The sequence below is a fragment of the Pseudomonas sp. OE 28.3 genome, from assembly GCF_014268205.2.
Classification (GTDB): Bacteria; Pseudomonadota; Gammaproteobacteria; order Pseudomonadales; family Pseudomonadaceae; genus Aquipseudomonas; species Aquipseudomonas edaphica.
This window is the reverse complement of the sequence record NZ_CP077082.1, coordinates 3475258-3490992: the sequence shown is the minus strand read 5'-3', so window position 1 is coordinate 3490992 and position 15735 is coordinate 3475258. Positions and strand designations below refer to the sequence as shown.

The 15735-nt window shown below is 60.3% G+C and carries 13 protein-coding genes and 1 pseudogene; 9 read left to right on the top strand and 5 right to left on the bottom strand.

From position 1 onward, the window contains the following. Positions 1-322: 322 nt before the first annotated feature. Complete coding sequence (locus HU759_RS15620) at positions 323-1909, bottom strand: ABC-F family ATPase (protein ID WP_074854431.1); 1587 nt, start codon at positions 1907-1909, stop codon at positions 323-325. 142 nt (positions 1910-2051) lie between these two features. Then, positions 2052-3290 (bottom strand): MFS transporter, encoded by a 1239-nt coding sequence (locus tag HU759_RS15615; protein WP_186616982.1) that lies wholly within the window; start codon positions 3288-3290, stop codon positions 2052-2054. 154 nt (positions 3291-3444) lie between these two features. Here HU759_RS15615 and HU759_RS15610 point away from each other — a divergent pair, with 154 nt between their 5' ends. Continuing rightward, positions 3445-4257, top strand: a complete 813-nt coding sequence (locus HU759_RS15610; RefSeq protein WP_017138811.1) for a class I SAM-dependent methyltransferase — start codon at positions 3445-3447, stop codon at positions 4255-4257. Between the two features lie 141 nt (positions 4258-4398). On the opposite strand, the gene HU759_RS15605 is transcribed toward HU759_RS15610, so the two are convergent. Further along, positions 4399-4785 (bottom strand): TIGR03067 domain-containing protein, encoded by a 387-nt coding sequence (locus HU759_RS15605; RefSeq protein ID WP_017138810.1) that lies wholly within the window; start codon positions 4783-4785, stop codon positions 4399-4401. A 363-nt stretch (positions 4786-5148) separates the two neighbouring features. Between HU759_RS15605 and lpxO the strand changes: the two genes are divergently transcribed. The 6 genes from lpxO to HU759_RS29860 all read left to right on the top strand — a co-directional run bounded on the left by lpxO (position 5149) and on the right by HU759_RS29860 (position 11649). Further along, positions 5149-6048 (top strand): lipid A hydroxylase LpxO, encoded by a 900-nt coding sequence (lpxO, locus tag HU759_RS15600; RefSeq protein ID WP_017138809.1) that lies wholly within the window; start codon positions 5149-5151, stop codon positions 6046-6048. Positions 6049-6370: 322 nt separating this feature from the next. Continuing rightward, positions 6371-8365: an aminotransferase class I/II-fold pyridoxal phosphate-dependent enzyme gene (locus HU759_RS30010; RefSeq protein ID WP_186616870.1), complete on the top strand. Its 1995-nt coding sequence runs from the start codon at positions 6371-6373 to the stop codon at positions 8363-8365. A gap of 24 nt (positions 8366-8389) precedes the next feature. Beyond that, positions 8390-9244 carry a transporter substrate-binding domain-containing protein gene (locus HU759_RS15590; RefSeq protein WP_177033117.1) on the top strand — a complete coding sequence of 285 codons (855 nt, stop codon included), beginning with the start codon at positions 8390-8392 and terminating at the stop codon, positions 9242-9244. Next, complete coding sequence (locus HU759_RS15585) at positions 9244-9948, top strand: ABC transporter permease subunit (protein ID WP_017138807.1); 705 nt, start codon at positions 9244-9246, stop codon at positions 9946-9948. Before HU759_RS15590 ends, HU759_RS15585 begins: the two co-directional genes overlap by 1 nt. A 7-nt stretch (positions 9949-9955) precedes the next feature. Further along, positions 9956-10654: an ABC transporter permease subunit gene (locus tag HU759_RS15580; RefSeq protein ID WP_017138806.1), complete on the top strand. Its 699-nt coding sequence runs from the start codon at positions 9956-9958 to the stop codon at positions 10652-10654. Next, complete coding sequence (locus HU759_RS29860) at positions 10651-11649, top strand: DMT family transporter (protein WP_186616871.1); 999 nt, start codon at positions 10651-10653, stop codon at positions 11647-11649. Before HU759_RS15580 ends, HU759_RS29860 begins: the two co-directional genes overlap by 4 nt. Here HU759_RS29860 and HU759_RS15575 read toward each other — a convergent pair. Next, positions 11605-12150, bottom strand: a pseudogene (locus HU759_RS15575) (TetR family transcriptional regulator C-terminal domain-containing protein); the annotation flags it as partial. The gene HU759_RS29860 and the pseudogene HU759_RS15575 sit on opposite strands and share 45 nt — an antisense overlap. Positions 12151-12234: 84 nt before the next feature. On the opposite strand from HU759_RS15575, the gene HU759_RS15570 reads away from it, so the two are divergent. Beyond that, a complete protein-coding gene (locus HU759_RS15570; RefSeq protein WP_176992192.1) occupies positions 12235-13233 on the top strand; it encodes a succinylglutamate desuccinylase/aspartoacylase family protein in 999 nt (332 codons plus the stop codon). Between the two features lie 216 nt (positions 13234-13449). After that, a complete protein-coding gene (locus HU759_RS15565) occupies positions 13450-14118 on the top strand; it encodes a DUF3313 domain-containing protein (RefSeq protein WP_099549737.1) in 669 nt (222 codons plus the stop codon). A gap of 97 nt (positions 14119-14215) precedes the next feature. Here the strand turns inward: HU759_RS15565 and HU759_RS15560 are convergent, their stop codons facing one another. Beyond that, positions 14216-15616 carry a DUF1254 domain-containing protein gene (locus HU759_RS15560; RefSeq protein ID WP_099549738.1) on the bottom strand — a complete coding sequence of 467 codons (1401 nt, stop codon included), beginning with the start codon at positions 15614-15616 and terminating at the stop codon, positions 14216-14218. Positions 15617-15735: the final 119 nt, after the last annotated feature.

Genomic DNA, 15735 nt, shown 5'->3' with positions numbered 1-15735 from the left:
GGTCACTCATTCGCTGGCGGGCGGTGAGGGCATGATGGCAAGGGCGTGGGGGAAAAGGAAGCTGGCTAACGGGTTTTGCTGAAGAGGCCCGTCATCATAAGCCGCTCTATTGTGGTGAACAGGCTCGATGTGGCGAGCAGGCTTGTTGTGGCGAGCAGGCTTGCCCTGCGCTGGGCTGCGCAGCGGCCCTAAAACCAAACACCGCGTTTTGCCTGGCAGAACGCGGTGTTTTTTATTGGGGCTGCTTCGCAGCCCAGCGCAGGGCAAGCCTGCTCGCCACAGCAAGCGGGTTCGCCACAGCAAGCCGGCTAGCCGCGGGTGCTTAGAACACCACGCCTTGGCTGCGCAGGTAGTCGTCATAGGTGCCGCTGAAGTCGATCACGCCGGTGGCGCTCAACTCGATGATGCGGGTGGCCAGGGACGATACGAACTCACGGTCGTGGCTGACGAAGATCAGCGTGCCCGGGTAGTTTTCCAGTGCCAGGTTCAGCGCTTCAATGGATTCCATGTCCAAGTGGTTGGTGGGTTCGTCCATGATCAGCACGTTCGGCTTTTGCAGGATCAGCTTGCCGAACAGCATGCGGCCTTGCTCACCACCGGAAATCACCTTCACCGACTTCTGGATCTCGTCGTTGGAGAACAGCATGCGGCCCAGGGTGCCACGGATCATTTGTTCGCCTTGGGTCCACTGGCCCATCCAGTCGAACAGGGTGACGTCGTCTTCGAAGTCATGGGCGTGGTCCTGGGCGTAGTAGCCCAGCTCTGCGGCGTCGGTCCACTTGATGCTGCCGGCGTCCGGGGTCAGTTCGTTGACCAGGGTGCGCAGCAGGGTGGTCTTGCCGATACCGTTCGGGCCGATGATCGCCACGCGCTCGCCGGCTTCAACCTGGAAGCTGAAGTCCTTGAACAGCGGCTTGCCGTCGAAGCCCTTGGCCATTTTTTCGACCATCACAGCCTGGCGGTGCAGCTTCTTGTTCTGCTCGAAACGGATGAACGGGCTCACACGGCTCGACGGCTTGACCTCGGCCAGCTGGATCTTGTCGATCGCCTTGGCGCGGGACGTGGCTTGCTTGGCTTTAGAGGCGTTGGCCGAGAAGCGGCTGACGAAGGATTGCAGTTCGGAGATCTGCGCCTTCTTCTTGGCGTTGTCCGACAGCAGCTGCTCGCGGGACTGGGTCGCCACGGTCATGTACTCGTCGTAGTTGCCCGGGAACAGGCGCAGCTCGCCGTAGTCCAGGTCAGCCATGTGGGTGCACACGCTGTTCAGGAAGTGACGGTCGTGAGAGATGATGATCATCAGGCTGGAACGCTGGGTCAGGATGTTTTCCAGCCAGCGGATGGTGTTGATGTCCAAGTGGTTGGTCGGTTCGTCGAGCAACAGCACTTCAGGGTCGGAGAACAGCGCCTGGGCCAGCAATACGCGCAGTTTCCAGCCTGGTGAGACTTCGCTCATCGGGCCAAAGTGCTGCTCCAGCGGAATACCCAGGCCCAGCAGCAGTTCACCGGCGCGGGATTCGGCGGTGTAGCCGTCCATTTCGGCGAATTCGGTTTCGAGCTCGGCAACGGCCATGCCGTCTTCTTCGCTCATTTCCGGCAGCGAGTAGATGCGGTCACGCTCAGCCTTGACCCGCCACAGCTCTTCGTGGCCCATGATCACGGTGTCGAGTACGGTGAATTCTTCGTAGGCGAACTGGTCCTGGCGCAGTTTACCCAGGCGCACGTTTGGCTCCAGCATGACCTGGCCGCCGGACGGCTCGAGGTCGCCGCCGAGGATTTTCATGAAGGTCGACTTGCCGCAACCGTTGGCACCGATCAAACCATAACGGTTGCCGGCGCCGAATTTGACCGAGACGTTCTCGAAGAGCGGCTTGGCGCCGAACTGCATGGTGATGTTAGCTGTGGAGATCAATTACTTTACCTATCAATGAGTTGCGAGCGTGGCGGCAGGAGCCTTCAGGCATGCGTCAACAGCGACATCAAGGCGCGAAACCCGGTCGCTGAGCAGAAAATTTTGGCTGTGTGTTGGAATTTGGCGCGCATTGTCGCATATGTCAGGCGACAGTTGTATGGCAGGCGAACGATGGTTTCTCCAAGGTCTCCGGCATCGCCAGCCATAACAGCGCCAAGGCCACGGCCGCCACGCCTGCCAGGGTCAGGAATGCCGCGTTGTAGCCGGCCTGTTGCACCACGAAACCGGCCAGGCTGCTACTCAACGCCGCACCCAGGCCAAACACCGTGGACAGCGCGCCAAGGCTCACATTAAAACGCCCGGTGCCCTGGGTCAGGTCCTTGACGATCACCGGGAACAGCGCGCCAAAGATCCCCGCGCCGATGCCGTCGAGCATCTGTACCGCCACCAGCCAGTAAGGATCACTGGACAAGGTGTAGAGCACGCCGCGCAGTGGCAGGATCAGGAAACCTGCGAGCAGCAACGGTTTGCGACCCCACACATCGGCCTTGAACCCCACCAGCCAGGCCATCGGCACCATCACCAACTGCGCGGCGACGATGCACGCCGAGGTCAGCGGCGTAGCCATTTGCAGGTTGATCTGCGCAAGCTTCTGGCTGACCAACGGCAGCATCGCCGCATTGGCCAGGTGGAAGAGGGCGCAGCAGATGGCGAATACCAGCAGCGGCCGGTTGGCCAGCAGGACTTTCACACCGGACGGTTGTTCGTGATCGCTTTGGTGGGCCGGGTCAAAGCCCCTGGCGACTTCATGGTCAATCGCCTTGGCCGACACACAGCTCACGGCCACGATACTGGCCAGCGCCATAAAGGCCATCAAGTAAAACACCACCACCGGGCCGTACAGGTACGCCAGGCCGCCGGCCAGCAGCGCTGCCACAGCATTGCCGGCGTGGTTGAAGGTTTCGTTGCGCCCCGTTCGGCGGGTGAAGGCGCGTGGCCCGGTAATTCCGAGGGAAATGGCCGATATGGCCGGTGCAAACACCGAGGCGGCCACGGCACTGGCGGCCTGGGTCAAGGCCACCCAACTGAAGGCGCTGACAAATGGCAGCATCAGGCAACTGATGGTCACCAGGATGGCAGCCGCCGCAATCACCGCGCGCTTGCTGCGTGTGCGGTCGATCAGCGCGCCCGCCGGGCCTTGGGTGACCAGTGCGGCGATGCCCGCCAGGGTCATGACCACGCCGATGCTGGCCGGGTCCCATTTGTGCACGGCCAGCAGGTAAATCGCCAGGTAAGGCCCGAGGCCGTCGCGCACATCGGCCAGGAAAAAATTGAGGCTGTCCAGGGACAAGGTATTACGCAAGTCAGAGTGATTGGCCACGGCGTTGTCTTCGCAAAGGGTGTTCAGGGGCTGGACACTCATTGGGCTAGTGACCCGTGGGCCTGAACAGAAGTTTCGCTGCCGCTGAGGGTTTCATCTGACGGGCGTTTGGATTATTTTCCGTAGCCCGCTGAAATGACTCCCTGGAGACGCAATGGACATGCCCTCAGCCCAACAGGCAATCGCCGATAATAAGGCCGCCTGGGACGCCTCTGCCGCGCTGCACAAAGATACTGCGACCTGGAATACCTTGCTGCAATCAGTCGTTGAGCCGGCTTTTTCCTGCCTCGATCCCACCATCACCGCGTTGTTGCAAACTGTCGGCGTTGCCGGCAAGTCGGTGGTGCAAGTCGGCTGTAACAACGGGCGTGAAAGCCTGTCGCTGTTTGGCCTGGGCGCGCGCGAGGTGGTGGGTGTCGATCAATCGACAGCCTTTCTGGCGCAAGCTCGGGAGTTGGCTGATATTTCCCCGCATAACCCGCAATTCATCGAAGCCGATATCCATCACCTGCCTGAGCGTTTGCTTGGCCGGTTCGATATTGCCTTGGTGACGATTGGCGTACTCGGCTGGATGCCGGATGTGGCGCTGTTCATGCAGCACGTGGCCAGTACCCTCAAGCCCGGCGGCACCCTGGTGATCTACGAGACTCACCCTTTCCTGGAAGTCTTCGACCCTCAGGCCAGCAACCCGTTTTTGCCCGACAGCTCGTATTTTCAACGCGATCCGTTCGTGTTGCAGGCGTCAATTGTGTATGAAGGGCTGACAGAGGTGCCTGGGCCGACGTCCTACTGGTATGTGCATACCCTGGGCAGCGTCGTCACCGCGGCGATTGCGGCGCACTTGCAGATCGAGCATCTGCAGGAGTATCCGCACTCCAACCGCGAGGAGCTGTATGACCAGTACGAGCACCAGTCGGCCCAATTGCCGTTGTGTTTCACCCTGACGGCCATCAAGCGCGCTGTTTGAGCGGGTTTTTCGCGCACAAAAAAAGGCCCGCGAGAGAAGAGGCGGGCCAAGTGATTCACTGGAGTAGGTGGCCTTACGCTAAAGGCCAGGAAGTAAACACCGTGTGAAAAGCATGTCGGCGTTTCGGATGGCATGCGGTTTTCAGGTGCGGCGCACGAAGGCGCGCATGGTTTGCCCTGGCCCGGTGCTGAAGACCGTTGGGCGGGGCATGCCTTCATCCGCTGCGATAAACACAAAATTATCGCCTTCGAGGCGATAACTGGCGGGTAACGCTTTGCCGGCGTCATCGCCCATGGAATCTACCCAGGTAATACGTTTGGGCGTGGTGCTGCTGTCCAGGGAAAACCGGCCAGCCAGCAATACGTTGCCAGCGACGGTTCGGACTTCGAACTGATCACCCTCAATCGTGGTAATGGCGCCTGGCGCGCTGTGTGCGTCCGCAGGGTTGAGTACGCCGCTGTCTTCCAGGGAAGTCTGCTCCCAGGCGCCCTGAAGCGCGGTGAAGTCCGGGTCTGGTTGAAGTTTCATGCAAGTTCCTTTTGCTGGAGATTGATTGGCGCGATGATAACTGAAAGGGGATTGAACCTGGTTGGGTGCCGAGTTTTTTGTGGGTTGCCAGCGCAACCGCCTGCGCTGTAAATAGCCTCACTCTGGGCTTGCATCCAGGCAGGCGCACGTGAGTCCTACGCGTTGCGTAGACAGCTTTTCACAATTCTTAGTTAACCTTTGGTTACAAACTGTGGCTAAATAAAGGTCTAAGGCGTGGTTTAGGAAGTGACTCGTCCGGCCAGCCGCCACTATGTAATCGTGATTTCAGGTGCTGCTTATTTATCCTCGGCCGTTGTGGGCATGCAGGAGCAGCCTGTTCTCTTCTAACTTGTGACGAATCCCTTGAAACTCATCATTGTTGTTCTCTACGTTGCCTCCATTGCGTATGTTCACCTGCGTGGCAGAGTGCGACACAAGCTGGGTCGCCAGCTTAGCGATCACTCGACGTTCCTTGCGCCGATCAACTGTTTCCTCTACTTGTTTTCCAGGCAGCCAAGCCGTCCGTTTCTGTCGCCCAGCGACTTTCCGGACCTGAGCCCGCTGCAGGAGCACTGGGAGGAAATCCGCCAGGAAGGTCAGAACCTGATGCGCGCGGGCGAGATCAAGCGCTCGGACCAATACAATGACGTGGGTTTCAACTCGTTTTTCAAGTCGGGCTGGAAGCGCTTTTACCTTAAGTGGTACGGCGACAGTCACCCGTCGGCGATGAAGCTGTGCCCGCGTACCACTGAGCTGGTGCAAGGCATTGGCTCGATCAAGGCGGCGATGTTTGCAGAGTTGCCGCCGGGCTCCAAGCTGGTGCGCCACCGTGACCCGTATGCAGGCTCTTATCGTTACCACCTGGGCTTGGATACGCCGAACGATCCGGGTTGCTACATCAATGTGGATGGCGAGAGTTACTACTGGCGGGACGGTGAGCCGGTGATGTTTGACGAGACTTACATTCACTACGCGGAAAACACTACGCAGCAGAACCGCATCATTCTGTTTTGTGACATTGAACGCCCGATGAAGTACCGCTGGGCGGCGGCGTTCAACCGTTGGTTCAGTCGTAATGTAATGGCGGCTGCGGGTTCGCCTAATGATGAGGGGGATAAGACCGGTGGTTTGAACCGCGCGTTTACGCGGTTGTACAAGATTCGTTTGCGTGGCAAGGAACTGAAAAAGCGTAATCGTGCGCGGTATTACCTGGAAAAATGGGCGATTTTCGCTGGGTTGGCGCTGATTTTTATCCTGATCTGATCTGATCTGCCTGCTGCTCCATGTGTGGGTGCTGGCTCGACAAGCCAGCCCCCACATTTGATCGCGTGCAGCTCTGCTGTTGCCAAGGTGAACCGCCGTCAGGGCGCAACTCTTAGCCGCCGTTACCCCAATAACGGGTATGCACTCATCCGCCACACTCAAACTCCCCCGCAAATGTTATTCACGACCTGTTCACTCGATAAACGACACCCCCTCAAACATACCCATTGAACGACTGTTCAGTTTGCACTATGTTGACCGCATCCACCCGTTTGCACACAACCGGGTTCGCGCTTTTTCTTCTTGAACGAGAGGCTCTGGCATGCGGTTTTCCCCCTTCGTCGAACGAATTGCAGGGCAGGGCGTCGCCGCCTGGGACATCCACCACGCCGCGTTCCAGGCTGCCAGCCAGGGCGAAGACATCATCATCCTCAGCGTCGGCGACCCCGATTTCGCCACGCCGGCCTTCATCACCGAAGCCGCAGTCAGCGCATTGCACAGCGGTGACACGCACTACACCGAAATCCCCGGCCGCGCCGCCCTGCGCGAGGCTGTGGCGGCGCGCTACAGCAAGACCCTGGCACGCTCGCTAAACGCCGACAACGTGATCATTGTGCCCGGCGCACAGAATGCGTTGTTCATCAGTTCCCTGTGCCTGCTGCAAGCCGGTGATGAAGTGCTGGTGCTCGACCCGATGTACGTCACCTACGAAGCCACGCTCAAAGCCAGCGGCGCCACCCTGGTGCGCGTACCGTGCTCGCCGGAGTCCGGGTTTCGCCTGGATGCACAACGCCTGGCTGCCGCCATCACCCCGCGCAGCCGCGCCATCTTCTTCTCCAACCCCAATAACCCCACCGGCGTGGTGCTCAACCCGCAGGAACTGCAAGCGATAGCCGACCTGGCCACCGCCCACGACCTGTGGGTGGTGGTGGATGAGGTCTACGAAAGCCTGGTGTTTGACGGCCAATACCACAGCCTCGCCGCGTTACCCGGCATGGCCGAGCGCTGCATCGTGATTGGCAGCCTGTCCAAATCCCACGCCATGACCGGCTGGCGAACCGGCTGGCTGATCGCCTCACCGGAAATGATCAGCCACGCCGAAACCCTGGTGCTGAGCATGCTCTATGGCTTGCCGGGTTTTGTGATGGAAGCCGCCACAGCAGCCGTGCTGGCCCATGATGACGTGACGGTGGGCATGCGCGACATCTACCGGCGCCGCCGTGACTTGGTCGTGGCCGGCCTGAGTGCGTGCCCGGGCATCAAGGTACAAGCGCCGCAAGCCGGGATGTTTGTGCTGGTAGACGTGCGTGGCACGGGCCTGGGGTCGTTGGATTTTGCCTGGCGCCTGTTCCGCGAGGCGGGTGTTTCGGTGCTGGATGCCGCGGCGTTTGGCGAGCCAGCGCAAGGGTTTGTGCGGCTGTCGTTCACCTTGGGCGAAGCACGCCTGGCCGAAGCCTGCCAGCGTATCGCCAGGTTCGTCGCCAAGCTGGCCGGTGAGCCGCGTGTGGCGCCGACGCCTGAGATCGACGTGCTGCCGCCTGTCGAAGCGCGCAAGATGATTGAGGTGATCGACCTGCACAAGCGCTTCGGCAATATCGAAGTGCTCAAAGGCATCTCGCTCACGGCCAACGAAGGTGAGGTGATTTCGCTGATCGGCGCCAGCGGCTCAGGCAAAAGCACCTTGCTGCGCTGCATCAACATGCTTGAAGTGCCCGACCAGGGCAGCATCCATGTCGACGGTGAAAGCATCAAGCTCAACTACGGCATGCCCGGCGCGCCGCTGGTCGCCGATGCCAAGCAATTGGTACGCATCCGCTCGACCCTGGGCATGGTGTTCCAGAACTTCAACCTGTGGCCGCACCGCACCGTCCTCGAAAACCTTATCGAAGCGCCCACCCAGGTACTGCGCGAAAGCCGTGCCGAGGCCATCGAGCGCGCCGAAGCCTTGCTCGACCGCGTTGGCCTGGCCGCCAAACGCAATGAATTCCCGGCGTTCCTGTCCGGAGGCCAACAGCAGCGTGTGGCGATTGCCCGCGCGTTGGCCATGCGCCCCAAAGTCATGCTGTTCGACGAACCCACCTCAGCCCTCGACCCCGAACTGGTGGGCGAAGTGCTGCGTGTGATCCGCTCCCTGGCCGAAGAAGGCCGCACCATGATCCTGGTCACCCATGAAATGGCCTTCGCCCGGGATGTGTCCTCCAAAGTGGCTTTTCTGCACCAAGGCTTGATCGAAGAAACCGGCACGCCGGACGCGGTGTTCCTCGACCCACGCAGTGAGCGTTGCCGACAGTTCGTCAACGCGCATCAAACTCGCTAACTCCAGAAAAAGACGGGGCAAATCATGAAATGCAAACGCATGGCAACGTGGTTGGGCAGTGCAGTGTTGACGTTGACCGCAGGTTTTACCCTGGCGGCAGAAAAACCCATCGTGTTCGCGGTGGCGGCCGAACCCTATCCGCCGTTCACCGTAAAAGGCGGTAACGGCCAGTGGTCGGGCTTTGAAGTGGACCTGATCCACAAGCTGTGTGAAGGCATGAAAGCCGAATGTCAGATCAAGGAAGTGGCGTGGGACGGCATCATTCCGTCGTTGCTGGCGAAGAAAATCGACGTGATTTTCTCCTCGATGTCGGTCACCGATGAACGTGAAAAACAAATCGCCTTCAGCCGCGCCTATTACGATTCACTGCTGGGCGTGGCAGGCCCCAAAGGCGCTACGGTGGACATCACCCCCGAAGGCCTCAAGGGCAAGTTGATCGGCGTGCAGATCTCCACGGTCAGCGCCAACTACCTGAAGAAGTACTACGAGAACATTGCTGACCTCAAGTACTACGACACCCAGGAATCGGCGAATGCCGACCTGATCGCCGGGCGTATCGACTACATGATGGCCGACGACACCGCCATCGCCATGATGGTCAAGACCCCGGAAGCCAGCGGCCTGGCGCATATCGCCAGCGTGCCCTACGACCCGATCATCGGGCGTGGCGTCGGCGCTGGTTTGCGCAAGGAAGACACCGCGCTCAAGGCACGCCTGGACAAAGCCATCGGCGAACTGCTGGTGAGCAAGGACTATGACGACTTGTCCCAGCACTATTTCGGCCTGTCGGTCAGCCCGTGCAAGCGCGGTGACACGCCGGCCTTTGTGAGCAAGACCTGTGACAGCCCCTATCAGCAAATCGCCCAGAAGACCGAATAATGCTCGATCTCCTCAGCTTTGGTGACCAAGGATGGGGCAACGCACTGCTCAAAGGGTTATGGATGACCCTGCAAATCTCCGTTGGCGCGTTTGCCGTGGGCTTGCTGATCGGCCTGGTGGTGGCCTGCGCCAAGCTCAGCGCGCCGCGCCCGATTGCGCTGCTGATGCGCGGTTACACCACGGTGTTTCGCGCGGTGCCGGAACTGCTGCTGATCCTGCTGCTGTATTACGCAGGCTCCATGGGCCTCAACGCCGTGATGCTGTGGCTGGGTGTTACCCAGGTCAACATCAGCGGGCCGTTGGTGGCGATCCTGGTATTAGGGCTGGTACAGGGCGCCTATGCGTCAGAGATTTTCCGCGCGGCAATCCTGGCCATTCCCCACGGCCAGATCGAAGCGGCGCGGGCCTTCGGCTTGAGCGGCTTTGGCCTGTTTCGCCGGGTGACCTTGCCGATCATGGCGCCGTATGCGCTGGCGGGGATGTCCAACCTGTGGATCAACTTGATCAAGGACAGTGCCTTGATCAGCGTGGTCGGTACCAATGAGCTGCTGTACACCGCCAAGCAGGCGGCGGGTTCCACCCGTCATTACTTACTGTTCTACCTCACGGCCGCCGCCTTGTATTACCTGGTGACGCTGGCTTCCAACTACCTGTCCGGACGCCTGGAACGACGTATTCGTCGCTGGATGCCGGTTGTCGAGTGAGGCGCGCATGCCTGAGTGGATAAGTTACTACGCCGGGCTGATCGCCAAGGGCTTGCAGACCACCTTGTCATTGCTGTTGATCAGCGCGGTGCTGGGTTTTGCCCTCGCGGTGCTGGTGGCTCTGGCGCGGTTATCACGGCGCAAATGGCTGGCGCGCGGTGCGCTGGCCTACACCAGTGTGCTGCGCGGTACGCCGCTGCTGATCCAGATCTACATTTTCTACTACGGCCTGGGCAGCCTGTTTGCCCAGTTCCCGATGATCCGCGGCAGTTTTTTGTGGCCGTTCCTGCGTGACGGCTACTGGTACATCGTGTTCGCCCTGGTGTTGTCGGTGGGCGCCTACGTCGGTGAAGTGATTCGCGGTGGCCTGCTGGCGGTGCCCAAGGGCGAGATGGAAGCCGCTTCGGCATTTGGTATGACCCCGCGCCAGGCCCTGCTGCGGGTGCGCTTGCCACGGGCAATGCGCCTGCTGTTGCCGACCTTGGCCGGTGAGACGGTGATGCTGCTCAAATCCACCGCGCTGGCATCGACCATTGCCGTGGTCGACCTGCTGGGCGCGGCTAACGTCGTACGTGCGCAGACCTTGCAGATCTATCAACCCTTATTGTTGGTGGCCGGTGTTTACCTGTGCCTGACCTTCCTCATCGAGGGCGTCTACGCCATCGCCGAACGGCGCGGCACGCCGCTGCGCAGGTCGGCGGGATGAAACAGGACCGCGCGCTGCAAGGGATTGCCCTGTGCTCATTGGCCTACGCGTTTCTGGCGTTGCAGGACGCGGTGATCAAATGGCTGGTGGCCGATTATTCGGTGTTCAGCATTCTGTTCTGGCGCAGCCTGGTGGTGGTCGGTGCGTGCGTGATCGCCGGGCGCATGGGCTTGTTGCGTCGGGCGTGGAGCTCGGTGAGCCGCAAGCTGCTGATCATTCGTGGGCTGCTCTCGCTGCTGGCGTGGTTGCTGTATTACACCGCCGCCAAGGACCTGACCCTGGCGGAAATGACCACCTTGTATTTCTCCGCGCCGGTCATGGTCACGCTGCTGGCTGCGCTGATCCTCAAGGAGCGCGCCAGCCGTGGGCAATGGGTGGCGCTGATCATCGGGTTTGTGGGTGTGGTGATCGCCTGTCGCCCCAGCAACATGCTCGATCCAATGCCTATCGCGCTGACCCTGGCGGCCGCGTTGTGCTGGGCGTTCACCTATATCCAGCTGCGCCAGGTCGACCCGGCAACCTCGGTGCTGGAGCAGATGCTGATCACCAATGTGGTGTTCGTGGGTTGTATGGCGCTGACCTTGCCCTGGACCCACACGCCAGCGCCGACCCCCGCCTGGTTGGGGATGCTGGCCGCAGGTCTGGTCGGCGGCATAGGTCAGTTCCTGTTGTTTGCGAGTTTCCGCCGGGCCACGGCGACCTTGCTGGCGCCGTTCGAATACACCGGGTTGATCTGGGCGTTTTTGCTTTCGAGCCTGATCTGGGGCACGTCAATGGATGTGTCGCTGATCATCGGCGCCGTGTTGATCGCGGTCAGCGGCACCCTGGCCATGCTCAGCGCCCGCCACTCGGAATCACAAGATGTGGTCGGCGCCGAATGCTCCGTAACGCAACCCCTGTACCCAGCAACGACAGATGTGCAGCCCGTTGGCGGGGCTGAAAGTACCGGGGTTCAGACACCCCTCGAGCCAGAGCCCGTCGAGCATCGCCGATAGGCCAATGGCGGCCAGGTGGCTGTCGTGGATCAGCAGGTTTTCGCTGCGGGCCAGGTCGTCCAGCAGCTGTTGGATCAGCGCCAGGTAGGCGCGGTAGCTGTTTTCGTGGGACTGGTTTACGTGGGGCGAGTGGCGGATCAGGCTCCAGAACACCACCCACACGCCGAGCAGGTCGGGGTCCATCACCCGTGGCGAAAACGACGCGCTAAGAAACGCGTCCAGGCGCGCAGCGGCGCCTTCGGCCAGCTCGACTTGCGCCCATAACGCGCTGGTCAGCTCATTGGCGAGCTTGTGGTAAGTCTCGGCGATCAATGCGTCGATGCTGCCGAAATGGTGGTTGAGCAAACCCACCGAAACGCCGGCTTCGGCGGCAATGCGGCGCACGGAAATCCCGGCGTGGCCGTCACGGGCCAGGCAGGTAAGGGTCGCGGCAACCAATAAGTCGCGGCGTTCATCGGGGTCGGCGCGGCGCAGTTTGGGAGGGTCGATGGTCACGGGCATGCCTTTGATAAAAGACCAGGGTGCTCAGGTTAATTGAACGTGTGTTCAATCTCTAGCGATTAAATGATCAGAGGAGGGCAAGGCATGGCAAAAGACCTTTCGTGGCAGGTGCCAGGCGATGCCGGCAACACACTGCACATCGGCGCCTGGCGCTTTGAAGGCGACGGCAGTGGCCCCAAGGTGCACCTGCAAGCGGGTGTACACGCCGATGAAATCGCCGGAATGCTGGTGCTGCACCAACTGCTGCCGCGCTTGCAGGCATGCCAGGCCCAGGGCCGCCTGCGCGGCAGTGTGACCGTGGTGCCCCAGGCCAACCCCTTTGGCATTGGCCAGTTTCGCCAGGGCAAATTGCTCGGGCGTTTTCATGAGGCCACCGGGCAGAATTTCAACCGTGCTTTCGATCATTCCCTGGCCATGGAACGCCCGGCGAGCAACCTGGCGCACTGGCAAAAAAGTTTAGTGCAGTTGGCGTCCGACGCCGACCTGGTGCTGGACCTGCATACCGACGATGAGGCCTTGCCGTACCTTTACATTCATCGCAGTTTCTGGCCTGAACAAGGCCTGGCACTGGCGGCCGCGTTGCAGGTCGAGGTGGTGATTGTCTGGGATGAAGGCGGTGACGGCTCTTTTGAAGAAACCATCATCAACCATGGCGCGCCGCGCTTGGCCGCGACTGTCGAATTGCGCGGGCAGGCCGATGTCAGCGATGCGCTCGCGCAACAAGACGCCGACGGGCTGTGGGCGTGGCTGTGCATCAATGGCGTGATTGATGAAGTCGCCACGATCAGCGAATGGCAGGGCGAAGTGGTGGACATGGGTTGCATGGAAACCGTCCTCGCGCCCTGTGCCGGTGTGCTGGTGTTTGAAAAAAGCCTGGGTGACCTGGTTGAAGAGGGCGAGCGTTTCGCGCGCATTATAGGCTGCCCTGGCGACCCGTCTTCGGAAGTGTTTTTGCAGGCAGCGCAAACCGGCCGCATGGTGACACGCCACCGTGAGCGCCGGGTGGCCCAGGGGGCGGTGGTGGCCAAATTCACCGGCACACGGTTGTCGGACAGCTACAGCGGCGGTGTGCTGGACCCTTAGATCCCCAGACCTACACATAACCCTTGTGGGCGCGGGCTTGCTCGCGAAAGCGGAGTATCTAGAGAAGGACGTGTAGACTGACCCACCGCATTCGCGAGCAAACCCGCTCCCACAATTTACCCTCGTAATCGGCAATCAGGTCGCCTTCGATCAATGGATAAGTGGGCTATACCTACAGTTCAGGGCCATCGACGATGACTGCCAGGGAGTTCAATGATGAAATCAAGGCTAATGATCAGCACGCTGTGCGTTGCAATCGCAATGCTCGGCTGTGCCAGCAAGGTAACGCAACCGGACGAATATTCAGGCTTTCTCGCGGATTACAGCCACCTCAAAGAGGCGAAGTCGCCTTCAGGGGCCGAGGTGATGCGCTGGGTTGATCCCGAGCTGAGTCTGAATAACTTCACGGCGGTGTTCATCGAACCGACGCAGTTTTACCCCAAACCCCAAGCTACCGCGAAAATTCCCGACAGCACCCTCAACGGCATCAACACCTATTACAACCAGGCGCTCAAGCGCGAGCTGGCCAAATCGCTGCCGCTGGCCAACGCGCCAGGCCCAGGTGTGATCGTGGTGCGCGCGGCCATTACCGCCGTCAGCAGCAAGACCGAAAGTCTCAAGCCCTACGAGTATGTCCCTGTGGCGCTGGTGGCTGCTGCAGTGAGCACCGGCACCGGCATTCGTGACCAGGAAACCACCCTGGGCACTGAAGCGCAGTTCCTCGACGGTGGCAGCGGCAAAGTAATTGCCCAGGTGGTGCGCAAAGGCACCGGCAAGCCGTTGTCCAACGACTCGCAGGTGATGAAGGCCGATGATGTAAAAAGCGTGATTGACGGCTGGGCGTCGGACTTGCATCAGTCCTTTGTGAAGCTCAAAAAGCCCTGACTACTAACTGTGGCAAGGGCGCAAGCACCCTTGTCGGCCTGATGTCTTCAGGCGCGTGCCCGCCCTTGCGTACGGGCACGCTGCTTTCACCCGAGCGTTATTTAAGCGGGGTCAGTGGCGGCAGCTTCCATTGGCCATTCCCCACCTCAGGCTTGGGCAGGTAAATCCGCAGTACGGCGTAAAACGGACCGGGCGGGGCCGGCAACCAGTTGCTCTGTTCGGCCTTTGGCGGCTCGTGATGCTGCAAGGCCAAGGTCAGGCCACCGTCGGCGTCCAGCTTGAGGTTGGGCAGCATCGCTGAGTTGATCAGGTAGCGCTTCTTGAGGTTGGGCGCCAGCAGCTTGGTTTTGGCGTCGTACATGGTCAGCGACCAGAACGCTTCGGCCGGTGGCAGTTGGTCCTTGGCAAAGTGCACGGTGTAGCTGTGGCGTGCGCCGTTGGCCGGTTTGCCTTCGCTGTCGACGAAGTAGCTCATGTAGATGGCTTCGTCGGTGGAGTTGCCGAAAATCCCCATGTTTGCGCCGGCATAGCGGTACAGGTAGTTGTTTTTCAGGCGGTCACGGCTGCCGAACAGGTCGCTGCTGGTGACTTGGTGAGTGTCGATTTTGTCTTTCTTGAACGCGGCGAACTCAGCGCGGCCATCGGCAATCCCGTCTTCCAGGGCTTTGCGCTGTTCAGCGGTCAGGTCCTTGACCTTGAAGGGCGCGCCGGGGGCGATACCGATCCTGGCAAAGCGCGTCATCAGGTCTTTCTCGCTGTCCTGAGGCGCGGCAAAGGCCAGCATGAAGTTGAGGTAGCGAAACAGCTGCGGGCCTTCGGTCATGGTTGCCATGGGTTTGGGCCATTCGATCTTCGCTACTTTGGCCGGCGCAGGCTGTTTCACGTAGGCACTCAGCGGCTGCACTTTGTAGCCATTCTGGATCTGCTTGACCTTGTTCAAGTCCTTTTCATCAAACAGCTGCGTGCGGTACAGCGCATAGGCAATGTTGCTTTCGCTGTAGATCACGCGATCGACGTCGACAGGTTGCTGACCTTTCCAGTCCGGCCCGGCGATCATGTAGTGGCCACCATTGTTGCCGGTGCTGCGGGTGCCCAGGTAGGCGATGTTCTGGGTGTATAGATCGATCAACTGCACCGAGTAGTAACGGTTGTCTTCAATCTTGGGCAGGGTCAGCACCAACGGCTCTTTGCGCAGGTCCATCCACACGAAAGAGTAGGGTGTGTCCGAGTTCGGGGTGACGAATGCGGTGTCCCTGGGTGTGAACACCTGGGCGGTGTTGCCGATATGATTGAACGGTGCCTTGTAGTTGGCACCGCCTTTATCAACGGCCTGGGTGTAGAGCGTCTTGTACATCTCCACTACCGGGTAGCCATACAGGTAGGCTTCCTTGGCAATGGCCCGGGCTTCAGTCGGGGTCGCCGTGAAATCGGCCCAGGCGCCGGTGCTCATGAGTATCGAGAGGCTCGCCAACAGCAGGCGCGTCGGTTTTCCAATCATGTTGTTGCGTCCTTCCTGAGTGCTTTTTAGAGGGCGTGGGATCAAAGCCCAGAGTTTCCTGTTTTATTGGCCGAACGTCACGTTAATCCCTGCAAACAACGTGAACTGAGTGACTCCGT